At 64.2% G+C, this 23,849-nt stretch carries 21 protein-coding genes; 9 read left to right on the top strand and 12 right to left on the bottom strand.

Annotated elements, in window-relative coordinates:
• The first annotated feature begins 22 nt into the window (after positions 1–22).
• The 6 genes from L810_RS36700 to L810_RS36675 are packed head-to-tail and all read left to right on the top strand — an operon-like array spanning position 23 to position 5,990.
• A complete protein-coding gene (locus L810_RS36700; protein ID WP_021163217.1) occupies positions 23–1,039 on the top strand; it encodes an aldo/keto reductase in 1,017 nt (338 codons plus the stop codon).
• Positions 1,036–1,911 carry an amidohydrolase family protein gene (locus tag L810_RS36695; protein WP_021163216.1) on the top strand — a complete coding sequence of 292 codons (876 nt, stop codon included), beginning with the start codon at positions 1,036–1,038 and terminating at the stop codon, positions 1,909–1,911. Before L810_RS36700 ends, L810_RS36695 begins: the two co-directional genes overlap by 4 nt.
• 22 nt (positions 1,912–1,933) lie before the next feature.
• Positions 1,934–2,944, top strand: coding sequence for a zinc-binding alcohol dehydrogenase family protein (locus L810_RS36690; RefSeq protein ID WP_021163215.1), 1,011 nt, complete (start codon positions 1,934–1,936; stop codon positions 2,942–2,944).
• A 31-nt stretch (positions 2,945–2,975) separates the two neighbouring features.
• The gene (locus tag L810_RS36685; protein WP_021163214.1) at positions 2,976–4,136 is read left to right on the top strand and encodes an altronate oxidoreductase; all 1,161 of its coding nucleotides are present in this window, start codon (positions 2,976–2,978) and stop codon (positions 4,134–4,136) included.
• Positions 4,133–5,656: a UxaA family hydrolase gene (locus L810_RS36680; protein ID WP_021163213.1), complete on the top strand. Its 1,524-nt coding sequence runs from the start codon at positions 4,133–4,135 to the stop codon at positions 5,654–5,656. Before L810_RS36685 ends, L810_RS36680 begins: the two co-directional genes overlap by 4 nt.
• 55 nt (positions 5,657–5,711) lie before the next feature.
• Positions 5,712–5,990: a hypothetical protein gene (locus L810_RS36675; protein WP_021163212.1), complete on the top strand. Its 279-nt coding sequence runs from the start codon at positions 5,712–5,714 to the stop codon at positions 5,988–5,990.
• A gap of 170 nt (positions 5,991–6,160) precedes the next feature.
• Here the strand turns inward: L810_RS36675 and L810_RS36670 are convergent, their stop codons facing one another.
• From L810_RS36670 to L810_RS36660, 3 genes are all read right to left on the bottom strand, one after another.
• On the bottom strand, positions 6,161–7,339 hold the full coding sequence (locus tag L810_RS36670; RefSeq protein WP_021163211.1) for a fumarylacetoacetate hydrolase family protein: 1,179 nt from the start codon (positions 7,337–7,339) through the stop codon (positions 6,161–6,163).
• 31 nt (positions 7,340–7,370) lie between these two features.
• Positions 7,371–9,152 carry an IlvD/Edd family dehydratase gene (locus L810_RS36665; RefSeq protein ID WP_021163210.1) on the bottom strand — a complete coding sequence of 594 codons (1,782 nt, stop codon included), beginning with the start codon at positions 9,150–9,152 and terminating at the stop codon, positions 7,371–7,373.
• A 188-nt stretch (positions 9,153–9,340) separates the two neighbouring features.
• On the bottom strand, positions 9,341–10,378 hold the full coding sequence (locus L810_RS36660; RefSeq protein WP_175851698.1) for a LacI family DNA-binding transcriptional regulator: 1,038 nt from the start codon (positions 10,376–10,378) through the stop codon (positions 9,341–9,343).
• A 296-nt stretch (positions 10,379–10,674) separates the two neighbouring features.
• On the opposite strand from L810_RS36660, the gene L810_RS36655 reads away from it, so the two are divergent.
• Positions 10,675–12,021, top strand: coding sequence for an MFS transporter (locus L810_RS36655; protein ID WP_021163208.1), 1,347 nt, complete (start codon positions 10,675–10,677; stop codon positions 12,019–12,021).
• 174 nt (positions 12,022–12,195) lie between these two features.
• Here L810_RS36655 and L810_RS36650 read toward each other — a convergent pair whose 3' ends face one another.
• The gene (locus tag L810_RS36650) at positions 12,196–13,362 is read right to left on the bottom strand and encodes a pyridoxal phosphate-dependent aminotransferase (RefSeq protein WP_042977716.1); all 1,167 of its coding nucleotides are present in this window, start codon (positions 13,360–13,362) and stop codon (positions 12,196–12,198) included.
• A 53-nt stretch (positions 13,363–13,415) separates the two neighbouring features.
• Here L810_RS36650 and L810_RS36645 point away from each other — a divergent pair, with 53 nt between their 5' ends.
• Positions 13,416–14,066, top strand: coding sequence for a GntR family transcriptional regulator (locus L810_RS36645; RefSeq protein ID WP_257009021.1), 651 nt, complete (start codon positions 13,416–13,418; stop codon positions 14,064–14,066).
• Between the two features lie 158 nt (positions 14,067–14,224).
• Positions 14,225–14,707: a hypothetical protein gene (locus L810_RS47755; protein WP_141667350.1), complete on the top strand. Its 483-nt coding sequence runs from the start codon at positions 14,225–14,227 to the stop codon at positions 14,705–14,707.
• 26 nt (positions 14,708–14,733) lie between these two features.
• On the opposite strand, the gene L810_RS49875 is transcribed toward L810_RS47755, so the two are convergent.
• From L810_RS49875 to bla, 8 genes are all read right to left on the bottom strand, one after another.
• Positions 14,734–15,222 carry a DUF3592 domain-containing protein gene (locus tag L810_RS49875; RefSeq protein WP_081052508.1) on the bottom strand — a complete coding sequence of 163 codons (489 nt, stop codon included), beginning with the start codon at positions 15,220–15,222 and terminating at the stop codon, positions 14,734–14,736.
• A 652-nt stretch (positions 15,223–15,874) separates the two neighbouring features.
• Positions 15,875–16,399, bottom strand: coding sequence for a chloramphenicol phosphotransferase CPT family protein (locus L810_RS46355; protein WP_162175309.1), 525 nt, complete (start codon positions 16,397–16,399; stop codon positions 15,875–15,877).
• Between the two features lie 233 nt (positions 16,400–16,632).
• Complete coding sequence (locus L810_RS36635; protein ID WP_021163203.1) at positions 16,633–18,525, bottom strand: SAM-dependent methyltransferase; 1,893 nt, start codon at positions 18,523–18,525, stop codon at positions 16,633–16,635.
• Between the two features lie 113 nt (positions 18,526–18,638).
• Complete coding sequence (locus L810_RS36630; RefSeq protein WP_042977713.1) at positions 18,639–19,376, bottom strand: class I SAM-dependent methyltransferase; 738 nt, start codon at positions 19,374–19,376, stop codon at positions 18,639–18,641.
• Between the two features lie 18 nt (positions 19,377–19,394).
• Positions 19,395–19,862 carry a RidA family protein gene (locus L810_RS36625; protein ID WP_042977712.1) on the bottom strand — a complete coding sequence of 156 codons (468 nt, stop codon included), beginning with the start codon at positions 19,860–19,862 and terminating at the stop codon, positions 19,395–19,397.
• Positions 19,863–20,134: 272 nt separating this feature from the next.
• Complete coding sequence (locus L810_RS36620) at positions 20,135–21,394, bottom strand: MFS transporter (protein WP_021163200.1); 1,260 nt, start codon at positions 21,392–21,394, stop codon at positions 20,135–20,137.
• 321 nt (positions 21,395–21,715) lie between these two features.
• Positions 21,716–22,528, bottom strand: a complete 813-nt coding sequence (locus L810_RS47750; RefSeq protein WP_141667349.1) for a hypothetical protein — start codon at positions 22,526–22,528, stop codon at positions 21,716–21,718.
• A gap of 85 nt (positions 22,529–22,613) precedes the next feature.
• On the bottom strand, positions 22,614–23,480 hold the full coding sequence (gene bla / locus L810_RS36615; RefSeq protein WP_373453115.1) for a class A beta-lactamase: 867 nt from the start codon (positions 23,478–23,480) through the stop codon (positions 22,614–22,616).
• Between the last annotated feature and the right edge of the window lie 369 nt (positions 23,481–23,849).

Here is a 23,849-nt window from a genome sequence, read left to right as displayed (position 1 = left end):
TGCACGCATCGAGTTACCACTCATGAACGCAAACGATACGCGCACCTTGCCGCGCAGCGGGCTGACGGTGTCCGCGCTCGGCCTCGGCTGCTCGCAGCTCGGCGGCCTTTATCGGCCGATGTCGGCGGCCGACGCCGCCGCGCTGGTCGACGCCGCCTGGGCCGCCGGCCTGCGCTACTTCGACACCGCGCCGTATTACGGCTACACGCTGTCCGAGCGGCGCGTGGGCGCGGGGCTCGCCCCGCGCGAGCGCCGTGCGTTCACGCTCAGCACGAAGGTCGGGCGGCTGATGCGCGCCGACGCGAGCGTGCGGCCGGGAGACGACGGCTGGGCCGAGCCGCTGCCGTTCCGGCCCGTGTACGACTACAGCTACGACGGCATCATGCGCTCGCACGACGACAGCCGGCAACGGCTCGGGCTCGCGCGGATCGACATGCTGTACGTGCACGACATCGGCGCGATGACGCACGGCGATCGTCACGCGCACTACTGGGAACAGTTGACGCGCGGCGGCGGGTTTCGCGCGCTGGATGCGCTGCGCGCCAGCGGCGAGATCGGTGCGTTCGGTCTCGGCGTGAACGAATGGGAAGTCGCGGCCGACGCGCTGAACGAAGCGGCGCTCGATGCGGTGCTGCTGGCCGGCCGCTACACGCTGCTCGAACAGACGGCGCTCGAACCGCTGCTCGACGCGTGCGCCCGTGACGGGACGGCGATCGTGATCGGCGGCGTGTTCAATTCCGGCCTGCTCGCCGGCAACGGCAAGTTCAACTATGCGGACGCGAGCGCCGACGTGATCGACAAGGCCACGCGGCTCGGCGCGCTGTGCAACCGCTTCGACGTGCCGCTTCCCGCCGCGGCATTGCAGTTTCCGTTCGGTCATCCAGCCGTCGTATCGTGCGTGGTCGGCGCGCGCAGCGTGGTGCAGTTGAAGCAGAACATCGACTGGTTCGAGCGTCCCGCGCCGGCCGAACTGTGGGATGCGCTGCGCGACGAAGGGTTGATCGCGGCGCACGCGCCGGTTCCGGGAGCCCACGCATGACCATGCGCATCGACGCTCATCAGCACTACTGGCGCATCGACGCACGGGCCGGCAGTTGGCCGCCGGCCGAACTCGATGCGATTCACCGGGATTTCGGTCCCGCCGATCTCGCGCCGCTGCTCGACGCCGCGCGCATCGACACCACTGTCCTCGTGCAATCGCTGCCGAGCGAAGCCGACACGCGCTTTCTGCTCGACCTCGCGGACGAAACGCCGAGCGTCGGCGCGGTGGTCGGCTGGGTCGACCTGAAGGCCGACGACGCGCCGGCGCGGATCGCTGCGTTTGCGTCCGCGCCGAAGGCGCGCGGCTTGCGACCGATGCTGCAGGATCTGCCCGACGACACGTGGATCGACGATCCGCGGCTGGATCGCGCGGTCGCCGCGATGCGCGAGCACGGGCTGCGTTTCGATGCACTGGTGATGCCGCGCCATCTCGATGCGCTGCATGCATTCGCGCGACGCCATCCGGATCTGCCGATCGTGATCGACCATGGCGCGAAGCCGTTCATCGAGCGCGGCGAACGGCAGCCGTGGCTGTCGGCGATGGGCCGGCTTGCGCGCCTGCCGAACCTTCATTGCAAGCTGTCCGGCCTCTGGACGGAGGCAGGGCCGTCGGCCGGCCCGGATGTCGTGCGCGCGCGCACGCGGCCGTATGTCCACGCGCTGGCCGAGCTGTTCGGGCCGACGCGCCTGATGTGGGGCAGCGACTGGCCGGTGCTGCGGCTGGCGTCGGCGTGCGGCGGCTACGGCGAATGGCTGGCCGCGTGCGAGGACGATTGCGCGCGGTTGCTCGGCGCCGCGGCGCTGGACGGCCTCTTCGGCGGCAACGCACACCGCTTCTACCGGATCGACACCGCACGCCACGACGAATGAACCAGAACGAAAGGAACCCGCCATGCTCAGCGTGATTTGCGAATCCCCCGGCGTGCTGCGCGTGCAGCAGCGCGAACTGCCCGTGCGCGGCAGCGGCGAAGTACTGTTGCGCGTGCAACGGGTCGGCATTTGCGGCACCGACCTGCATATCTTCACCGGCAACCAGCCGTACCTCGACTATCCGCGCGTGATGGGCCATGAGCTTTCGGCGGTCGTCGTCGAGGCGGAACCCGAGTCGGGGCTCGGCGCCGGCGACGCGGTGTACGTGATGCCGTATCTGTCGTGCGGGCACTGCATCGCCTGTCGGCACGGCAACACGAATTGCTGCGTGAACATCAAGGTGCTCGGCGTGCATCGCGACGGCGCGCTCGCCGAATACCTGAGCGTGCCCGCGCAGTTCGTGCACAAGGCCGACGGCATTTCGCTCGACCAGGCGGCGATGCTGGAATTCCTCGCGATCGGCGCGCATGCGGTGCGGCGCGCGGACGTCCGCGCCGGGCAGCGGGCGCTGGTCGTCGGCGCCGGGCCGATCGGCATGGCCGCGATGATCTTCGCGAAGCTGCGTGGCGCCGATGTCACATGCCTCGACACGCGGGCGGATCGACTGGCGTTTTGCCGGCAACATCTGACGGTCGATGCGACCGTGGAGGTGGGCGCGGATGACGCGGCGCGTCTCGCGGCGTTGACGAACGGCGAGTATTTCGATGCGGTGTTCGACGCCACCGGCAACCTCGATGCGATGAATCGCGGTTTCGAATTCGTCGCGCACGGCGGCAAATACACGTTGATCTCGATCGTGCGCGGGCACGTCGCCTTTTCGGATCCCGAATTCCACAAGCGGGAAACCACGCTGCTCGCGAGCCGCAATGCGACGGCCGAGGATTTCGCGACGGTGCTCGACGCGATGCGCGCGGGGCGCATTCCGGACCGCGCGCTGAACACGCACCGGATGCGGCTCGAAGAGGTGCCGGATGCGCTACCGCGTTTGCTCGATGCGGGGCAGACCGTCGTGAAGGCGCTCGTCGAATGCTGATCGATCGCATCCGGCACGCGGAGCGCATGCGATGACGCCGCCGATCCTGCAGTTCGGCACGAGCCGCTTCCTGCTCGCGCACGTCGACCTGTTCGTCTCGCAGGCGCTGGACGACGGCAACGCGATGGGCGGCATCGGCATCGTGCAGACGACCGGCAATCCGGCCAGCCGCGCCCGCATCGACGCGCTGCGCGCCACCGGTCGCTATCCGGTGCGGATTCGCGGGCGCGACCGCGGCGGCGTGGTCGACGAAGTCGTCGAGTGCCGCGCCGTGCAGCGCGCGTGGGACGCCGAGCACGACTGGGCGGAGATACGCGGCGCCGCGATCGAGACCGTACGCGTCATCGTGTCGAACACCGGCGACGCAGGGTATCGCGCCGATCCACGCGACACCGTGGACCTGCTGGCCCAGCCGAAGCACGCACCGCACGGCTTTCCGGCGAAGCTGCTGGCGCTGCTGCATGCGCGCTGGCAGGTGCGGCCCGATGACGGCGTCTCCATCCTGCCTTGCGAACTGGTGACGAACAACGGCGACACGCTGCGCGACATCGTGCTGGACCTCGCGCGCCGGTGGCGGCTGCCCGACGCGTTCGCGGACTATCTGGGCAACCGCTGCGTATGGGTCAACTCGCTCGTCGACCGCATCGTGTCCGAGCCGCTCCATCCGGTCGGCGCGATCGCGGAGCCCTACGCGCTATGGGCGATCGAGCGGCGTGCCGGCATGGCGCTGCCGTGCACGCATGCTCAGATCGTCGTCACCGACGATTTGCGCAGCCACGAGCGCCTGAAGCTGTTCTTCCTCAATCTCGGGCACAGCTGGCTCGCGGAGCAGTGGCTCGCGGCGGGGCGCGACGCATCGGAAACGGTGCTGGACGCGATGAACGACGCGCGGTTGCGCGACGATCTCGAAGCCGTGTGGCGCGATGAAGTCGCGCCGGTATTCGTGGCGCTGGGCTTGCGCGAAACGGCGGAACGCTACGTCGACAGCGTGCGCGAGCGCTTTCTCAATCCGTTTCTCGCGCATCGCATCGCCGATATCGCGGTCAACCATCGCGAGAAGGTCGCGCGGCGGATCGAGCCGCTGCTCGCGCTCGCCGATTCGCTGGCGCTGGCGGCCGAACAACCGCGGTTGCGGCAACTCGTCGCCCGCTACGAACCGGTGGCCGCAACGACAGGGAGAACACCATCGTGAAGCAACCGACCATCGTGATCCTTCACGGCAACGACAACGTCGCCGTCGCACTCGATGCGCTGGCGCCGGACGTGCCGATCGACGTGCATGGCGCACCGCTGCGGCCGGCGGCCGCGATACCGGCCGGCCACAAGATCGCCATCACGCCGATCGCACGCGGCGACGCGATCGTCAAATGCGGGCAGCCGATCGGCGTCGCGCTGCGGGACATCGCCGCGGGCGAGCACGTGCACGTGCACAACGTCGGGATGCCCGAGCGGCATGCGCACGACGACGGGCCGGCGGGCGACACCCACGAGGTTCCGGCCGATCGCCGCGATACCTTCGACGGATTCGTGCGTCCCGACGGCAGCGTGGGGACCCGCAACTACGTTGGCGTGATCGCGAGCGTCAACTGTTCGGCGAGTGTCTGTCATGCGATCGCCGATGCATACCGGCACGGCGCGCTCGACGCGTTCGGCCATGTCGACGGCGTCGTCGCGATCACCCATCAGAGCGGCTGCGGCATGTCGGCGACCGGCGACGGCATCGAACTGCTGCGGCGCACGCTCGTCGGCTATGCGCGCAACCCGAATTTCGCCGGGGTGCTGCTCGTCGGCCTCGGTTGCGAGGTCAACCAGGTCGGCGCGCTCGCGCAGCGGCTCGACGCGGCGGCACCTGGCACCGTGCGCACGCTGGTGATCCAGGACGAAGGCGGCGTGCGCGACACCGTGGCCAAAGGCGTGTCGATCGTGCGCGAGTTGCTGGAGGCGGCCGACGGCGCGCGTCGCAGCGCCGTGCCGGCCTCGCGGCTGACGGTCGGCCTGCAATGCGGCGGCTCCGACGGCTACTCGGGCATCACCGCGAATCCGGCGCTCGGCGCGGCCGTCGATCTGCTGGTCCGCAACGGTGGCACCGCGATTCTGTCCGAGACGCCCGAGATCTACGGCGCCGAGCATCTGCTGATCGCGCGGGCGGCGTCGCGCGACGTGGCCGAGCGTCTGCTCGGCAGGTTGCAGTGGTGGGAGCGTTACGTCGCCGACAACGGCGGCGAAATGAACAACAACCCGTCGCCCGGCAACCTCGCCGGCGGCATCACGACGATTCTCGAGAAATCGCTCGGTGCGGTGTCGAAGGGCGGCCGCTCGCCGCTGCGCGCGGTCTACGACTATGCGGAGCCGGTGCGGCAAGCGGGGCTCGTGTTCATGGATACGCCCGGTTACGACCCGGTGTCGGCCACCGGGCAGATCGCCGGCGGCGCGAATCTCGTGTGCTTCACGACGGGCCGCGGTTCGGTCTTCGGCTCGAAGCCGGTGCCGACGATCAAGATCGCGACGACGACCGGCCTGTACGAGCGGATGCAATCGGACATGGATTTCGACAGCGGCGGGATCGTCGCCGGTTCGCTCTCGGTCGGCGAAGCGGGCGAGCGGCTGTTCCGGCTGATGCTCGACGTTGCCTCCGGGCGACGATCCCGCAGCGAGGACAACGGCATCGGCGAACGCGAGTTCGTACCGTGGCTGCGCGGCGCGGTCATGTGACGCGAAAGGCGACGTGCGACCGCGTGCGCAATCGGACAGCGAAGGAGAAGCCGCGATGGAAACCCCCATGAGCGAGCCGGCGATCGGCGAAATCGCTCAGGATGGCTCATTGTCTGACCTGGAGAAGGGCTTGCTCGGCGAAGCGCTGCGCTTGCTCGCCGAGACGCGCGCACGGGCGCTCGAACTCTGTGTCGAGGTGAGCCGGCGGCAGGGCGGCGCCGCGCCGGACGTCCACGATTTCAATCTGCCGACGATCATCGAGCTGCAACGGCGCTTCGGTACGCGGCCTGGCCCGGACGGCGCCGGCATGGCAGCGTCCGGTCGCTTCGCGTAGTCGAAGCCGAAGCCGCCCGTGGGCGGCGCCGTGGCAGGATCGAGCGCTGCCGGTTCGCCGCCGACAGCCGGATCGCGTCCGTGGCCGCGCTGATCCGCGGGTACGTCGCCCACGCCGTGGCTGACTGTGATCGATCGCGGGCGGGCAGGCCGGTACCGCTGCCGTTCCGCTCAGGCAAGCAGCCCGCGTGCCGCCAGATTCGCATACAGCGCACGCACGCCGAAGGTCCACGGCGCGATCTCCGTGCAAAGCCGCACGGTGTTGACGAGTGCGCCGAGCGCGGGCGTGGAGATCGTGACGCGGTCGCCGAGGTGATGCGTGAATCCGCCGCCGGGCGCGTCGCGATCCTGGATCGGCGAGAACATCGTGCCGAGGAACAGCATGAAGCCGTCCGGATACTGGTGATGCGCGCCGCAGGTCTGCGCGACGAGGTCGGCCGGGTCGCGGCTGATCTCGCGCATGTGGCTGATGCCGTCGAGTACGAAGCCGTCGTCCGCGCCTTCGACGCGCAGCGACACGCTGCATTGCCGCACGCTGTCGAGCGTGAAGCCGTCGTCGAACAGCCGCACGAACGGGCCGATCGCGCACGAGCCGTTGTTGTCCTTGCATTTGCCGAGCAGCAGCGCCGAACGGCCTTCGATGTCGCGCAGGTTCACGTCGTTGCCGAGCGTCGCGCCCACCGGCCTGCCGTCGCGGGCGACCGCCAGCACGATCTCCGGTTCCGGGTTGTTCCACACCGACACGGGCAGCAGCCCCACGTCCGCGCCGAAGCCGACCGCCGACATCGGCTGCGCCTTGGAGAACACCTCCGCATCCGGGCCGATGCCCACTTCCATGTATTGCGACCAGGCGCCGCGGCGTTCGAGCTCCGCCTTCAGGCGCAGCGCGGCTTCCGAGCCCGGCACGATCTTCGATAGATCGGTGCCGATGGTCGCGGCGATGGTGTCGCGTACCTCGCGCGCTTTGGCCGGATCGCCGCCTGCCTGTTCCTCGATCACGCGCTCGATCAGGCTGACCGCAAAGGTCACGCCGCACGCCTTGATCGCCTGCACGTCGCACGGCGCGAGCAGGTGCGTCGCGCCCGGCGTGCCGTCCAGCGCGGCCTGCAACAACGGCTCGACACGGCCGAGCGAATCGCCGGCAGCGGTGCGCGCGATGGCGGCTGCATCGGGGCGATCGAACAGGTCGGCGGTGGTCGGCACGGTGCGCGTGATGTCGAACACTTCGCCGCCGCGCACGGCGACGACGCTCGGGCCCGCGTGGGCGCCGTCGTGCCGCCAGACGCGGCCGATCAGCAGCGCGTGGTCGAGGTCGTGCGGCAGGCAATCGGAAACGGAAGGCGTATGCATGGTCAGCTCGGCAAGAGTCGGGGGCGGTGGGTCAGTGCGAATGGCGCGGGTTGCCGCGCTGCTCGATCACCTTCAGGTACAGCGTGGCCGGTTCGAGGCAGCCGCCGGTGGACAGCTGGCCGACGAACCGGCGATAGAGTTCCTGCCACGGCGTTTGCGCCTGCGGCACGGTGAAGCTTTCGGTTTCGCGGCGGCGCGCGAGTTCGTCCTCGTCGACGAGCACGTCGACGCTGCGGCGATTCAGGTCCACGCGCACGCGATCGTTCGTGCGCAGCAGCGCGAGGCCGCCGCCGACCGCCGCTTCCGGCGACATGTTCAGGATCGACGGGCTGGCCGATGTGCCGCTCTGGCGTCCGTCACCCATGCACGGCAGCGACGTCACGCCGCGCTTCACCAGTTCGGCGGGCGGCGCCATGTTCACGACTTCGGAACTGCCCGGGTAGCCGACCGTGCCGCAGCCGCGGATCACGAGGATGCAGCGCTCGTCGATGTTCAGCGCGGGATCGTTGATGCGCGCGTGATAGTCCTCGGGGCCGTCGAACACGATCGCGCGCGCCTCGAACGTATTCTCCGCGCCCGGCTCGGACAGGTAGGTGCGGCGGAACGCGTCGCCCACCACCGACATCTTCATGATCGCGCTGTCGAAGAAGTTGCCCGACAGCACCATGAAGCCGGCGCCATGCTTGAGCGGCGCGTCGGGCGTGCGGATCACGTCGCGGTCGGCGTCCTGCGCGGTGTCGGCGATCTCGCCGATCGCGCGGCCCGATACGGTCAGGCAGTCGCGCCGCAGCAGCCCGGCCGAATCGAGCTGGCGCAGGACCGCGGGCACGCCGCCGGCGCGGTGGAAGCTCTCGCCGAGGTAGTCGCCGGCCGGCATGCAGTTGACGAGCAGCGGCACGGCTTCACCGAAGCGCTGCCAGTCGTCCAGGCTCAGTTCGACGCCCATGTGGCGCGCAATCGCGATCAGGTGCGGCGGGCAGTTGGTCGATGCGCCCAGCGCGGACGCGACGACGATCGCATTCTCGAATGCCGCGCGCGTCATGATTGTCGACGGGCGCAGGTCTTCGCGAACGAGCTCGACCGCGCGCTTGCCGGTCGCGTAAGCCATCTGGCCGCGCTCGCGATAGGCGGCGGGAATGCTCGCGCAGCCAGGCAGCGACATGCCGAGCGCCTCGGCGAGGCTGTTCATCGACAGCGCGGTGCCCATGGTGTTGCAATGGCCGATCGACGGCGACGAGGCCGTGGTCAGCTGCATGAAGCCTTCGTAGTCGATCTCGCCCGCCGCGAGCAGGTTGCGCGCATGCCAGATCACCGTGCCCGAGCCGACCCGCTTGCCCTCGTGCCAGCCGTCGAGCATCGGGCCGCCCGACAGCACGATCGCGGGCATGTCGACGGTGGCGGCCGCCATCAGGCACGCGGGCGTGGTCTTGTCGCAGCCGGTCGTCAGCACCACCCCGTCCAGCGGAAAGCCGTGCAGCACTTCCACCAGCCCGAGGTACGCGAGATTGCGGTCGAGCGCGGCGGTGGGCCGGCGGCTTTGCTCGGCCAGCGGATGCACGGGGAACTCCATCGGAATGCCGCCGGCGTCGCGGATGCCCGCCTTGGTGCGTTCGGCCAGCTCGATGTGGTGGCGGTTGCATGGCGCGAGATCGCTGCCCGTCTGCGCAATGCCGATAATGGGGCGGCCCGACTGCAGTTCCTCGCGCGTCAACCCGTAGTTCATGAAGCGCTCGACATAGAGTGCCGTCATGTCCGCGTGCGCGGGGTCGTCGAACCATTCCTGGCTGCGCAGGCGGCGAGGGGTGTGTGACATGGCAGGCTGTCTCCTGAGGGGCTTTTTTCATTCTGCATGCCGGATGATACCGGTAACATCGCTTGGATGTTAGCACGGGCTTTTTGCGTAGCGGAAGGGATTTCGTGCGCGCGTGGCGAAGGAGCGGGGCAGGGGCCGGTACGACGCCGCGCGCGTCGCGTCTTGGGATGCGTGCGGCCGTCGGCCCGTCAGGCGCTTTCCCGCGCGATGATCGTGTAGTCGATACGGATGCTTTTCGATTCGGTCCGCTCGCCGCCGTCACGCGCTTGCAGCGCCGCCAGCAACGCTTCGCCCGTGCGCTGCCCGATGCCGTACGCGTCGACCGATACGGTCGTGATGGTCGGATGGCAGCAGGTCGCCACTTCGAAGTTCCCGAAGCCGGCCACGGCGATGTCGGCCGGCACGGCAAGCCCGCGCCGGTGACACTCCATGATCGCGCCGAACGCCGACATGTCGCTCACGCACATCACCGCGTCGGTATCCGGCCATTGCTCCAGCAGCGCGGCCATCGCCGGCCCGCCGTGGCTCATCGTGATCGGCGATTCGCCCAGCCGCACGACGCGCGGTTCGCCCAGCCCCTGCGCCTTGATCTCCGCCTGGTAGCCCTTGAGCCGGTCCAGGCCGCGGCGATCCAGTTCGCTCGCGCCGACCAGAAAGCCGATGCGCCGGTAACCGCGCTCGGCCAGGTGGCGCACCATCGCACGGGCGGCGCGCACGTTAGAGAAGCCGACGGCGGTGTCGATCGGGCGCGTGGGCAGGTCCCACATCTCGACGACCGGAATCGCCGAGCGCTCCAATACCTTGCGCGTCGCATCGGTGTGCTGCGACCCCGTCAGCGCGATGCAGCGCGGCTGGTGTCGCAGCATCGACCGGACGAGCCGTTCTTCCCGTTCCAGGTCGTAGTCGGTATCGCCGAGCAGCAGTTGCAAACCATGCGGCTCGAGTGCATCGGTCAGGCCGCGCACGGTGTCCGAGAAGTTGGAACTCGACAGCGACGGCACCAGCACCGCGACGAATTCCGAGCGCCCCGACGACAGCGCACCGGCAGCGGCATCCGCCACGTAGCCGAGCTGGTCGATGGCCTCGCAGACCCGTGCGCGCGTTTCGGCGGCCACGCTGTGGCCGGCGAGCACGCGCGACACCGTCATCTTCGATACGCCGGCGAGGCGCGCTACGTCGGACATGCGGGGCGGCCCGGCGGGCCGGACGGCGGTGGGACTGGGCATCGGAATCGTGATCGGGAGAAGGCCGGAAAGGCTACATCATACCGGTGCGGCATACCGCGCAGGCGGGGCGCGGCGTGCCCGCCGCGGTGAGAGTCGCACTAGGGAAACCACGCGTCCGGCGGCACTTGTACACGCGTGTCGCCGCATGCTACCTTCGAATGTGTTACCGGTATCAGATTGCCGATCGCTCCGTCGCCTCGTCGGCTTTTTTTGGGTACCGGATGTTACCGGTAACATAGATGCACGCAGTGCACGCGACGGTACGAAGAAGATCGACACAATCAGGAGACAGACCGATGCCATCCCTTACGCAGGCCGCTGCCGCACCGGCCGCGGCCGACTCGTCCGAAGACGCCCTTTACCGCAAGGTCATGCGGCGCATCCTGCCGTTGCTGCTGCTCTGTTACGTCGTGGCCTACCTGGACCGCGTCAACGTGGGCTTCGCGAAGCTGCAGATGCTCGACGACCTGAACCTGAGCGACGGCGTCTATGCGCTCGGCGCCAGCATCTTCTTCTGGGGCTATTTCCTGTTCGAGATGCCCAGCAACCTGCTGCTGCACCGCTACGGCGCGCGCTTCTGGATCGCGCGGATCATGATCACGTGGGGCATCGTGTCGTCGTCGATGGCGTTCATCGTGCCGCTCGCGCAGTTCTTCCACGTGCAGACGACCACGATGTTCTACACGCTGCGCTTCCTGCTGGGGCTGTGCGAAGCGGGTTTTTTCCCGGGCGTCATCCTGTACCTGAACTACTGGTTCCCGGCGCGGCGCCAGAGCGTGGCGATGTCGGGCTTCCTGGTCGCGATCCCGCTGAGCCTGACGCTCGGCAGCGTGCTGTCCGGCTGGCTGATGGAGCAGACGCACGGCCTGTCGGGCATGAGCGGCTGGCAATGGATGCTGCTGCTCGAAGGGCTGCCGTCGATCGTGGTGGCGTTCATCGTGCTGGCCTGCCTCGGCGACGGCCCGCAGACGGCGAAGTGGCTGTCCGCCGACGAAAAGGCGGTGCTGTCGCGCAATCTCGAATCCGAGGCCGCGCACAAGTCGCACAGCATCGGCGCCGCGCTGCGCAGCCCGCGCGTCTGGTTGCTCACCTTCATCCTGCTGACGTTCAATACCGGTTTCTACGGGCTGGCCTTCTGGCTGCCGTCGATCATCCGCGCGTCGGGCGTGCACAGCCCGCTGCACATCGGCGTGCTGACGGCCATTCCTTACCTGACGGCGATCTTCGCGATGGTGTGGAACGCGTCGCACTCGCGCAAGACCGGCGAACGCCGCCTGCATGCGGCGATTCCCGCGCTGATCGGCGGCGTCTTCCTGATCCTGAGCGCAGCGTTCGCGCACAACGTGGCGCTGTCGATCGTATTCCTGACCATTGCCACCTGCGGCATCCTCGCGCTGATGCCGATCTACTGGACCTTTCCGGGGCAGATCCTGTCCGGCACGGCCGCGGCCGCCGGCATCGCACTGATCAACTCGGTGGGGAACCTGTCCGGCTTCACGGGCTCGATGATCACCGGCGTCGCCAAGCAGATGACCGGCAACATCAACAACGGGACTTATGCGCTGGGCGCTTGCCTGCTGGTCAGCTGCGTGCTGATCGCGTCGATTCCGCGCGATATCCTGCGGCCGCCGGTGGGGCGGTAGGGCGTTCGCGCGACGTTACGTCCGGCCGGGGCGGGGGCATCGCGCCGCCTCGGCGCCGGATGCATCACGTCACGCGGCTCGATCTTGTGTGAGTTTGCTCGACCACCACACGCGGAATTCCGGCTGCTTCCAGCCAGGGACGCCCGGCGGACTCCGCTTTCTCGTGAGCGGCCGTCATGCGTCCTCCAGTGCGGAGCGCACCTTGTCCCCGAGCGTGCGCAACCGGTCGACCGGTTCGTTCGAGAACACGAAACGGACGTACTGCTCGCCGTGGGCGACGCCCCATCCGGTCATGGCCGTCGCACATACGCCTCGGCGCAGCAACCGTTCCGACATCTGCGATCCGGTCAGACCGAAATCGGCGACGCGCAGCAGCATCGACCAGCCGCCCGCCGGCATGCCGAACGGGAGCCCCGACAGTTCGGCGGCGACCGTGTCCCGCCGTCTCTCGAGTTCGCTCACGTAGCCAGGCAGATCGGATGCGGAATGTTCGAGCGCAACCGCCGCGGCCTCCTGGGCTATGCCGACCGGTACCACGACATTGGCGAGCGACACGGCCACCAGATCCGGAATCAGCCATTCCGGCGCGACGATCCAGCCGACCCGCCAGCCGATCATGCGCAACTCTTTCGACGCCGCGCCGACCGTGACCGTACGCTCGGCCATGCCGGGCAGGCCGGCGGGATGGATAACCGTGCGTCCATCGAAAAGCAGCCGTTCCATCGCGCTGTCGAGGATCAGCAACAGATCGTTCTGCACGCACAGGCTCGCGATCAGTTGCCAGTCGGACGCATCGAAGAAGCCGCCCGAAGGCATTGACGGAGACATCAGGAGCATGGCCCGCGTTTTCGGACCGATTGCTGCCCGCAGTGCCGCCTGGTCCAGCTTCCATTCGCCGCCCGGCGTGAAGGCGAACGGGACTTGCTTGGGCACACCGCCCGCCAGGCGGATGCGGTTCAGCAGACCGGCGTAGGTCGGATCGGTGACGATGACTTCGTCGCCCGTCTCGACGGTGGCGAGCAGCGTATTCAGAATGCCGGAGAGTCCGCCGGCCGACACCACCACCTGGTCGGCCGTGAAGCGCTGCCCCGAAAGCGCCGACACGTGGGCGGCAGCGCTCGCGCGCAGCCGATCCTGACCGACGAAGGGCAAATAGGAGTTGGCCGAGTCTCGCTGAATGGCTTCTCGGGTGAAGGCGAGCGCTTCCGAAGTGGGTGGGAGGTCGGTATCGAGATTTTCGAGTCGCAAAAGGTCGACGTCGGCATGATCGGCGATCGAGCCCATGCGATCGACGCCGATGCCGGCAATGTGCTGCAGACGGACAGGGCGGTGGTGGCGCATCGAGCCTCCGGATTTGTTACAATTTAATAGATAATCTATGCATGGTGGTCGGAATGAATTTGGAAGTCAAGGAGGATCGCTCGCTGGCCGATCGGATCGCCAGCGCATTGGCGGACCGCATCATCTCGGGCGTCATCGCGCCGGGGGAGTGGCTGCGTCAGGACCACATCGCGGCAGAGTTCGGCGCGAGTCATGTGCCGGTGCGCGAGGCGTTCAGACGGCTGGAAGCGCAGGGGTTGGCCGTGGTGGAACCGCGACGGGGCGTGCGGGCGGCGCCGCTCGAGCCGGCGGACGTGCTTGAAATGGCGAAGATGCGTGCGGCCTTCGAGGCGCTGGCGCTGCGCGAGGCGATTCCCGCGCTCGACGCACGGGCGCTGGAGGAACTCGATGCGATCCTCGATCAGGAGGCGGCGGCGCGCGGCATCGCCGTGCTGGGCACGCTGAACCTGAGGTTTCATCGGGCGTTGACCGCGCCGTGCGGGATGCCGCGGCTCGTCGCCGCGATCGGCGACATGCATCGGGCCAGTTCACGGCATCTGTATGCGACGTGGCAGCAACTCGACTGGCAGGATCGCTCGAACGACGAACATTGGGACATCGTTCGGGCGATACGCGAGGGGGATGTGGACGCGGCGTGTGCGGCGCTGTCCGCGCATATTCTGGCTGCGGGGGATGCGCTGGCTCAGGCGTTGGGTGGGCGGTAGGGATGTGGGTCAGGCCGGGGGCATTGACCGGTGCGGAAGGCTGGTATGGGAAATGGCTGGCGTTTTCTCTGGGGTAGCTATAGTCAAACGCGTCGGGCGGCATCCGGCCAGGAAGAGTCGCTCGACGCGATTGCCTGAATCGTCGACAATCAGTGTCGATGGATGACTGGGGCGTTAGAAAAGTGAAGCTCTACCGAGTTACAGCGGCAATCGATGATGTGTCGGGCGCGGCAATGACCCGAACAAGGTTCGGGACGCACACGACATTCAATGCCACCATAGACGGTCAGCGACAATACGCTGTGCAGATTCTCGGAACTGTTCGAGTTGAGAGCGGAATGATCGTAACCGCAGTACTCCGAAATCCGAACGATTGGCAAACATTGGAGGGTTGGCGCGACCATCAGAGTGGGCGCATTGAGGGCGTTGCCTCAATAGCGTCTCTGCGATTTGCCGCCATTTTGTTTGGTGCGCTTTTCGCGTCCGTCGTCGTTTTAGGTTTTGTTTTCAGGCCGGTTGCGGGCGAGCATCTACTTGCCGTTTCAATGATTTTAACTTTCGGCGCGGCGACACTGATACCCATTGTCGGTTGGTATCAGGGAATGCAAGTGTGGCGTGAGCTGCGCCTTGATCGACGATGACTGCCCCTAAACCGGTTGCGCGTAGCCTACCCGTCCCTCTTCGAATGGGCCCGCCAGAAGCTTTGAAGCCCCTTCGCAACTGAAGCGAGCAGCAGCAGAAGAAGAGCCAGCGTGATCCAGTCCTCTCCTCGCCACGTTGCTCGGTCCAAGACCGAGTGACTGGCATCGGCCGGGTCGAAGTAAGCTGGCAGCGTATAGCCAGCAGGGCGGGATAGCGCAGCTCGCTTGGCAAGTTCTTGCGATCCGTACCATGTCGCGTTGTAACCGTAAATGGTGCTGCTACTTTGACTCACATATCGACGACCGTGCACGATATACGAGTATGTCCACGACGGTGTCCAGATCCTCCCGCTCTTCTGGGATCGAGAAATTGTTTCCGATGATAGAACGGTCGCGTCGGTCGAGGACCATGACCGCTCTACTATCACGAAATAGACTCGCGACGCGGTCGCGTTTCCGATCCAGACGATGACACTCCCCGCCAGAACTAGAGTTGTCCAGACGATGATGGACATCCGCGTATTTGTCCTTGTTTTCACTTGTAATCCGTTGTCTCGGTTGAGATCGCTCTTTTTTGGCCTGGTTGAAGTCGTACACGGGGACAGACGGGCCGAAATAGATCAAGAGTCTCAATTCCCAAGGAATACGCGTAGCTTTGGACGTAGCTTTTCTAGCCGGGCCCTGTCAGATAACGCGCAGGTACTGCTGCATCGTTGGGGTGACGGTTGCAGGTGCTGCTGCGAGTTAGGTGCTCATGTGAACGGAAAAAGTTGCTTTGGCCCGCCGAGTTTACCAGTGGGCCGGACGGGATCGCACGAAGTTCGCCATCCGGTGGTGGATTCAACCGGTCGATGCAACACACTAGAAGCTGCGTAAGCAGTGGAGGTGTTGCATCGACCGGTTGAATCCACCGTCGGTAGCGGCCCATCGCCAAAACTATCGGCGTAGGTCTCGGCGTGGCTTTGTGCGTCAGGCCTTGTCAGATAAAGCGCAGGTACTGCTGCATCATGGGGGTGACGGGTGCAGGTGCTGCGGTGGGTTGCGTGCTCATGTGACCGGAAAAAATTGCTTTGGCGGCCCGAGTTTACCAGCGGCACGCTCCCGATCGCTCGAAGCTGGCCATCCGCTCAGGTGTCCGCGATGACGGGCGGCAGCTACCTGCCCATCTTAGCTACAGAAAAACTGCTGGTTCATTTTCGCGAATGCAGCAGGCGTCGGCTGCGATTGCAACCACGCCAGCACTAGCTGACCGCATTCAGCGCTACTCGAAGATGATGTGTCTACGATGAAATCGTAGTGCCGATTAGCGTGAATCGAGTGAAATTGAGACTCGGCCAGTCCGAGCTTACGGTCGCCGCGGTTCTGTTCACGCTCCATCAGGACTTCGAGCTCACAAAAAACGCCAACGATCAGTACCGGTAGCCCGATCATGTCTTCGAGCATGTAGCGCCACGCCTCGGGCGAGAGAACATGATCGACGATCACGGCCTGGCCGTGTCTTGAAAATGTAACCGCCGTTGCATTAATTGCTCGACACAGGGCTGCTACGCGAATTCGTGCCAACGGCTTTTCGACGTCCCAATAATTGGCAGGCTCCATCTGCCGGAATGCATCAAGCTCGACATGTAAGTAGCGTTCCTGCAGGTTCTCGCACAGATACTTGGACAACGTCACGCAAATTAAATCTGTCACTCCAGAATCCTCGCGGAGCAAGCGGTCCCGCGGCTAAGTTGACGATATTATGAACAGTCTCGCCAAAATAAAGTCGTCAATTCGCATCGCGGACTTCGAACCCCGACCGTAAGGCCCCGATTCCATAACCCTGGAGCTTATGATAGGACTTTGCGCTTACCTTGTCCGCCCCGTCGAATAGCTGACTGAGGCCGGCTAACCGATCGACACCGGAACAGAAAGCGGCACTGGATTCAGACCGTCGCCAGCACCAGCCGTGTGGGCGTCTCTCCGAGAAGCAGCGCATCGGTGCGGTTCGATAAATAACGCTGATTCAAATCGTCCGGCGTCCACGTGGTGCAGTGGCCGAAACCCAGCGAGACCAACGTTTCGACAAGCGCGTCGGGCTCGAAGAAGCTCTTCCACGGCTCCCCGCGCTCGGCGAATTGCGACGTCATCTGCTCCATCGCGATACGCAGGATCGGCGGCAGACTCGACAGCGGCAGAGCATAGTCGAACAGCACCGCGCTGCCTTCGGAACAATCGACGACGAAACGCAACGTATCGATGACCGCCGCCTCGTCGAGATACATCGTCACCCCAAGCCAACTGAATATGGCCGGCGCATCCGCGTCGAAACCGGCACGTGCAAGACCCTCGGCCAAGCCGACGCGCTCGAAGTCGACCGGTACGAAATGCAGCGATGGCGGCAACGCGATGCCGGCCTCGCGCAAGCGCGCTTGCTTCCATGCCTGCGTCGCCGGCAGATCGACTTCGAAGATACGCCCGGCCGCATGGGGATGCCGGTACGCGCTGGTATCGAGCCCCGCGCCGAGCACCACATACTGGCGAACACCTCGTTCGATCGCCGCCGCCCACACGTCATCGGCCAACCGGCTGCGTACGATCACCGAACTGCGCAGTCCGACCGAAGCCGGATGCCGGAACCGGTCGATGTTGTCGTGCACGGCCTGGGCTTCAGTCGCACCAAGGACAGCGAGAGCGACCGGATCGTCCAGCACCAGAGGCCGATCGAGCAACTGGTGCGCAGCCCGCTGCGTGGCTACCATCAACGCGCTCGGCTTGGGTCCGGCGTTGGCTGCGATCACGCCGTGGCCAGCGAAGTTCGCCTGGTGCAGATAGGCAAGCAACGCGTCGTCGATGCCGACACCGAGCTGCAGATCGGGCTCGCGCATCATTACATCGAGCACGCGCGCCTCGAGCACCTTGTCCTCCCCGCAGAAGCTGTCGCGAAACAATTGCTGCCAGCGCTTGACGATCGCCTGTACCGGTGCCGCCCCTGCATCGACCCCGTCTTCCATCTGCGCGCGCAAATCGCCTACCAGCGCGGGCCAGGCGCGGCTGTTCATCATCGCGAACTGGCGACTACGCACTTCCCTCATCTGCGCCGCACCGAGATACTTCGCGAATAGCGCGCAGCGCGCGTGCACGAATGCTTCATTGATCCACGCCAGCATCGGCGCGGTGATGCCGACGAGTTGTGGTGCACGCGGCTCGTCGAGCTGCATTGTCATCAGCTTGGCGGCGAGCGTTGGGTCATTGCGGGTCATCCGCACCACAAGCCGGATCCAGCGCCATGCGAGCGCCACGGCTGCGTCGCTGTCAGTCGGCAATGGCCGTTGCACGGCCTCGCGAACTTCGTCTATCAGCGCGGACCATGCCGGATCGGTCGACGGCATCGACTCAGGGCCGGCCGCCAGCAGCGCATCGAATTCGTCGTCATCGAGGTGTTTTTGAACCATGTTCATCAGCTCCAGAGCATTCAGCCAGTCGGTTGTCGTGGTCTCGCCGTCGGTGGCGAGCATGTCCACGATGTATCGCAGGTGACGACCGAGACGCTGCGCGCGCGACGCCTGCGCGTCGAGTTCTGCGATCTGGCGCTGCAGAAGCAGAAGCGGTGCATCGGCGAACTGACCATCGAGGCTGGCCTTGATGTCCGGAAGCGAATACCCGAACCGCTTCAATGCTTCGATGCGGTGCAGCCGGATGAGATCGTCGCGCCCATAAAGGCGCGCACCGCCCTCGGTACGCTGCGACGGCGACAGCAACCCGATTGCATCGTAGTGATGCAACGCACGGACGCTAAGTCCCGCCTTCTTCGCCAGATCGCCGATTTTCAGTCGCATTTTTCCCAGTCGTCGGTACCGACTATAAAAGCTGACGCAACGTCAGGTGCAAGGGAAATATAAAAGGTTGTGCAAGCAACTTTCAACGCGTGATTTCCTCCCACGGCCTGCGATCACTTCTCCGCGACAAGTGCGTGCATTCTGCCAATTGGCGCGTTTGTTCTCACGGTGAAACCCATTCGCCTCAATTCGTCCGAAAGCGTATCAGGATGCAGCCGGAGCTTTTGATAACTGCTCTTGTGAAGCGTCCAGGCTCCCGCTTCTCGAACATGGACAAGGTCATTGACAACAACGGCATCTGGGCCATATTCGAGCATGCACGTCATGATGCGATCGCGATCAGCGCGAATGGGGAAAATCCGGTCCAACCCCGTTAGCTCGATGGAGAGATCCCGAAAAGTCAGGATCAGAAGGCCCGACGGTTGCAAGACATCTCGCGCCTTCCTGAACACGTCCTTCACGTCCTGCATGCTGTCCAGGTGCGTGAGCGTGTCACCCATGCACACGATTGCCTCCGCAGACCGAGGAACGACCAGGCGATCCAAGCCTCGCAGATCAGCGAAGGCCGTCTCGATTGGAAGATCGCCCTTCTGGTTATTGAGTTCGTCTAGTAGCGTCTGGCTCGTATCGACAGCAACGACTTTTTCGAAACCCAGGCTCGCGAGTGCAATCGACTGGAATCCGGGCCCGCTGCCGAGATCGAGTGCTGTTCCATGCCTGCCGGCCACTACTCCCAGCGCCTCGAGCAGTTTTCTTTGCTCATCCACTTTGTCCCGGAAAGGCATTCCAAACATCCAGGTGTAGTGCTCTGCAAGGAGCGTATCGTAGTGCCGCGAGATCGCATTCGTCATTGCGTCACCATCGATGTCTTAGTGCCCGTTCACGATCTCGACGATCGCTTCGATTTCCACCGACATCCCGTTGGGTAGCGAACCCATCCCAACCGCCGACCTGGCGTGCCGACCGCGATCGCCTAGTACCTCCACAAACAGGTCCGAGCAGCCGTTAATGACCTTCGGATGATCGCAAAAGTCCGGCGCTGCGTTCACCATGCCGAAGATTTTCAAAACGCCGGCAATGTGATCAAGCGATCCTGCCGCCTGTTGAATTGTCGACAAAAGCTGCAGACCCACTTGACGGGCATCGGCATAGCCTCGTTCGACACTGTAGTTCCGACCTAATTTCCCGCTGATAATCATGCCGGAAGCATCGCGTGGCCCCTGACCGGATAGATAAAGAATCTGGCCGGATCGCCGCCAACTCACGAAGTTGGCGATAGGAGAAGGAACTGGAGGCAGTACTAACCCTGAACTTTTGAGTCGCTCTTCGGTAGTCATAGCAGTCCCCGGTTTTGGTGATCGGTTTGAACCAGAAAGGTGCGACGGCTTCGCTCATCAGTTTGACACGTCTGCCGGTGCCTCCATCACGATCGCCTCCGCGTGAGTGAGGTACCTTTCCTCGTATCACGATTTCCGACTCGCCCACAACGATCCGTCAATGTCGATCGTCGGGTCAAGACCTCTGTCAGTCCGGCGCTGTCGACGTCAACCGTGACGAAGGCACTACGGGCTCATCGTGTCCCGTTACGTTGTCTTGCATTCGTGTCGTTTCATGGCTGCGTCGAACGTTCGGCGGGCGTGGGGGCAGCCGGGACCGCGCCGTGAATGCGCGTCGCCGTAGGCCGGACACGGCGATGGGTCACCAGCGTGATGAGCAGCGCAGCGACCTCGCACACTCCACCGATCGCGCCAATGTCAGTCACGGAGCGGTACGCGACGATGAACGATCCAAGCGCCGCGCCGAGCGCGAAGCCGAGATACGTGAACGATGAATTGAGCGACAGCGAGACCGGCGCGACGTCAAGGCCGGCGATGTCGATCAGCTTGGTTTGCTGAGCCGGGTTGAACGCCCAGCCTGCTGCACCCCATGCGGCGATCGCGATCAGGATCGCGACGCGCGCATGCGCGGGTTCCAGGTGCAGCGCGCTGGCGGTCAGGCTCTCATACGACAGCGTCATTACGATCAGACAGGCGATCAATACCTTCCCGCTGCCGAGACGATCAATCGCACGACCGCCGATGGATACGCCGATGCCGGCAAACACGCCATACAGCAGCAGCACGACGCCCACTTGGGCGCCGCTGAAGCCAGGGCGGCCTGTCAAGAACGGCGCGAGATAGGGATAGATAGTCCAGATGCCGGCGGCCCATAGGGTCGTAATGAGCAGCGTGACCAGCACGGCGGGCTGGCGCCCGACGGCCACCCGTTGGGCGAGCGACGGTACCGACAGGTTCGCGCCGACCCCGCGCGGCAAGCCGACCATCACCCCGAGCGTCACGAGCGCGGACAACACGCCGATGCTGGCGAAGGTCGCACGCCAGCCGAAGTGGCTGCCGATCCACGCGCCGAGCGGCACGCCAAGTGCGACGGCGATCGTAACCCCGCCATGGACGGTCGCGAGCGCACGCCCCCGACGCTCCGGCGCGACCAGCGAGCCGGCGAGCGCATTCGCGCTCGGCATGTACAGGCCGGCCGATACGGCTAGCAGGACGCGCGCGGCCAGCAGCGGCAGATAGCCGGGCGATGCGCAAGCCGCGAAATTGGCGGCTGCGAAGCACAGCAGCGCGACAATCAGGAAATGCCGCCGGTTCACGCCCGCACCGGCCGTCGTCAGGATCGGCGAGCTGATCGCGTACGCAATCGAAAAGACGGTCACGAGCTGCCCCGCCTCCGCGACGCTGATGGACAGATCTGTCGCGATGATCGGCAGCAGCCCCGCGAGCATAAATCCTTCGGTACCAATCGCAAAGGCACCCAACGCCAGGAAATACAGCGAAGCATTCTGTTTCAGTTCGGCGGCTAACGCCATGAAAGTGGCTCCCTACTGATGAATCTGGACAAGCGGACGTAAGCACGCGCGCCTGGCACGCTGCTTCAGCCCGCGGTCAGCGGATCAGATACGTGGTCAATGGCCATGCGCATACGGCCCATTCAGATCAAGAGCCAGCTGCAGCGCCACGTCAATGCCCAGGCCGTCTCGTCCGTATGAACCATAAAAGCTGACGTAACGTGAGGTGCAAGCGAAATCGGAAAAAGTGCTCGGGTACCGCGTGACAAAGACTGAAGAAATTTTCTGTCTAGTGCGAATAGTTCAGAGTAGTCGGAAAAATAAGACTCCAGTAAGGATTGGTCATGGTTGGTGCGATTTTTCTGTCGACACGGACCTTCCCAATAACTTTGTAGCATTGGGGTCAATATCCCACGCTTTCAGGAACTCGGCCTTTGTATGCCACTTCACAGTTCCATTCGGTAGACCGAAAGCGAGCAACTTGTCGTCTGGTTCGTCATAGATCTCAGGTGCCGTAGCGAAACGCTTCCGTCGCCAGGCTAAAGCAACGAGTATTTTCTTTCCCGCAGGAGATACCTTGAATACTCGAATCCACACGGGATGTTGACCGAGCTCTGACATATCTGTTGTCTCGTCATCTTCCGCCGTGGACGAGCGAGCCCAGCCGATAGCGATGATCCTAATCGTTCGTCCAGTCTCATCCAGCTGTTCCTGGCGTTCGACCTTCCTACCCAGCAGCCGAAAGCGTGAAACGGGTATATGGGATCCCGCCCTGAAAAATTCCGCGATTACCCAGTCCCTTCCCGAAGACACAATTGGTACATCGCGTCGACGATCATAAAGATATATCTTGGTCAGATCGTGTAGGATTGATTTCGGAACCTTCGCGTCCGGGAAAGTATAGCGTGCTTGTTTGAAGTCGCCCGTTTCGGACTTGATTGAATTCCGGTCGTTCATGTCCAGCCCCAATAGCTTTGGTGGCAAGGTAACTGAGAGTACCATGTTGCCATCGATTTTCGCGAAATATGGGGTGCTGAACGGATCATCGGATACACTACCATGTCCCATGTACGGCGAAGCAACCGCGCACCGTAAAATCATGAAATAGACAGATGTGAAAGATATAATTGTTTTATTAAACAGAAAATTTACCATAACGCATAGATCAATTTTTAATTATAAATATTTCGTTAAGAACACAAGTATAAACGTAAGCGGAACAATAGACTTCTCGACGCCGCTATATTTCCGTGACCAGTTCGCCAATTTTTGCGATAGCCTCATCGCGCTGTGTCGAGGTCGCGTTCGTCGCTCCCGTGAGGTACGCACCTACGAAGACCGGCGCGCGGCCCGCAGGCCATACAACAGCAATGTCGTTGACGGTACCGTGATCGCCTGTGCCCGTCTTGTCACCGATGCGCCAGTCTTTTGGCAATCGAGCGCGCAAACGTGCGTCTCCGGTCTTGTTGGAGACAAGCCAGGCGATGAGCTGGTCGCGAGAACTCGACGAAAGGGTGCTCCCGAGCAAAAGCGCGTGCATGTCCGAGAGGATCGCGGCCGGCGTCGTCGAATCACGCGGATCCCCCTCTGCTGCTTCGTTAAGTGCTGGCTCGTTGCGATCAAGTCTGGTGAATTTGTCACCAATGCTGCGTGCGAAGGCAGTAAGTCCTGTTGGGCCGCCAACGCTTGTAAGCAATAGATTTCCCGCCGTATTGTCGCTGTGTGTGAGCGCTGCTTCGCAGAGTTCCGCGATCGTCATCCCGTCACTGTCCGCGCGCGGGCCGCTGACGGGTGAAGAAGGCACCACTTCGCGCTTCGAAAATACGATCTTACGCGTGAGATCTTCTTGGCCGTGGTCCGTACGCATCAACACCAGTGACGCCAACAGGATCTTGAACGTGCTGCACATCGGAAAGCGCTCATACATGCGCCAACCCACTTGCTTCCCGCTAGCGGTATCGAGTATTGCCACGCCGAGTCGCCCGCCGACCTGCGCCTCGATTTGCGCTAGTCGCATCTCAAACGGGCTCGCGAGCACCGTGCCCTGCTGCGCGTGCGCCGCCGAGCAAACTGCTTGAGCCGCAACACCGGCTATCGCACTGGCCAATGCCGTAACGGTGAATTGCCTTCGTGTAATCAATTAACCACCTCCCCGGAAGAATCGCCAATATCGCACCTCTTCGTCCGAGCGAAAAACAATGAAATATTGCGCGACGTCCAAGGAAAATTTATACCTCCGACATGCAAACGAGTCGCCCTTGAATGACCTTCGCGGTTTTAAGTCGGCAGCGCGGCTGTCCGAGTTTCGCTTGTACGACATCGAAAATGAAGGTCACTCAGGCCTCTATCAGCCGGCAGATCTAGAGCCCCGAGTCGCCTACAAAAGCCTGTCATAAGAGACCAGATCGATCACTGCACCACAAGGTTGCGCCTCAGTAGATTTCGGGAATGTTTCTAGGGAAACGCTGATTTATTC

Source organism: Burkholderia sp. AU4i, assembly GCF_000466765.1.
In the GTDB taxonomy this organism is placed as follows: domain Bacteria; phylum Pseudomonadota; class Gammaproteobacteria; order Burkholderiales; family Burkholderiaceae; genus Burkholderia; species Burkholderia cepacia.
The sequence above is the reverse complement of the archived record's forward strand: the minus strand, read 5'-3'. Positions and strand labels throughout refer to the sequence as shown.

What these genes read in the sequence shown, in the direction of transcription:
- L810_RS36700 (WP_021163217.1), top strand. Translation starts at nt 23, where the DNA reads ATGAACGCAAACGATACGCGCACCTTGCCGCGCAGCGGGCTGACGGTG.
- L810_RS36695 (WP_021163216.1), top strand. Translation starts at nt 1,036, where the DNA reads ATGACCATGCGCATCGACGCTCATCAGCACTACTGGCGCATCGACGCA.
- L810_RS36690 (WP_021163215.1), top strand. Translation starts at nt 1,934, where the DNA reads ATGCTCAGCGTGATTTGCGAATCCCCCGGCGTGCTGCGCGTGCAGCAG.
- L810_RS36685 (WP_021163214.1), top strand. Translation starts at nt 2,976, where the DNA reads ATGACGCCGCCGATCCTGCAGTTCGGCACGAGCCGCTTCCTGCTCGCG.
- L810_RS36675 (WP_021163212.1), top strand. Translation starts at nt 5,712, where the DNA reads ATGGAAACCCCCATGAGCGAGCCGGCGATCGGCGAAATCGCTCAGGAT.
- L810_RS36670 (WP_021163211.1), bottom strand. Translation starts at nt 7,339, where the DNA reads ATGCATACGCCTTCCGTTTCCGATTGCCTGCCGCACGACCTCGACCAC.
- L810_RS36665 (WP_021163210.1), bottom strand. Translation starts at nt 9,152, where the DNA reads ATGTCACACACCCCTCGCCGCCTGCGCAGCCAGGAATGGTTCGACGAC.
- L810_RS36660 (WP_175851698.1), bottom strand. Translation starts at nt 10,378, where the DNA reads ATGCCCAGTCCCACCGCCGTCCGGCCCGCCGGGCCGCCCCGCATGTCC.
- L810_RS36655 (WP_021163208.1), top strand. Translation starts at nt 10,675, where the DNA reads ATGCCATCCCTTACGCAGGCCGCTGCCGCACCGGCCGCGGCCGACTCG.
- L810_RS36650 (WP_042977716.1), bottom strand. Translation starts at nt 13,362, where the DNA reads ATGCGCCACCACCGCCCTGTCCGTCTGCAGCACATTGCCGGCATCGGC.
- L810_RS36645 (WP_257009021.1), top strand. Translation starts at nt 13,416, where the DNA reads ATGAATTTGGAAGTCAAGGAGGATCGCTCGCTGGCCGATCGGATCGCC.
- L810_RS47755 (WP_141667350.1), top strand. Translation starts at nt 14,225, where the DNA reads ATGGATGACTGGGGCGTTAGAAAAGTGAAGCTCTACCGAGTTACAGCG.
- L810_RS49875 (WP_081052508.1), bottom strand. Translation starts at nt 15,222, where the DNA reads ATGTCCATCATCGTCTGGACAACTCTAGTTCTGGCGGGGAGTGTCATC.
- L810_RS36635 (WP_021163203.1), bottom strand. Translation starts at nt 18,525, where the DNA reads ATGCGACTGAAAATCGGCGATCTGGCGAAGAAGGCGGGACTTAGCGTC.
- L810_RS36630 (WP_042977713.1), bottom strand. Translation starts at nt 19,376, where the DNA reads ATGACGAATGCGATCTCGCGGCACTACGATACGCTCCTTGCAGAGCAC.
- L810_RS36625 (WP_042977712.1), bottom strand. Translation starts at nt 19,862, where the DNA reads ATGACTACCGAAGAGCGACTCAAAAGTTCAGGGTTAGTACTGCCTCCA.
- L810_RS36620 (WP_021163200.1), bottom strand. Translation starts at nt 21,394, where the DNA reads ATGGCGTTAGCCGCCGAACTGAAACAGAATGCTTCGCTGTATTTCCTG.
- L810_RS47750 (WP_141667349.1), bottom strand. Translation starts at nt 22,528, where the DNA reads ATGGTAAATTTTCTGTTTAATAAAACAATTATATCTTTCACATCTGTC.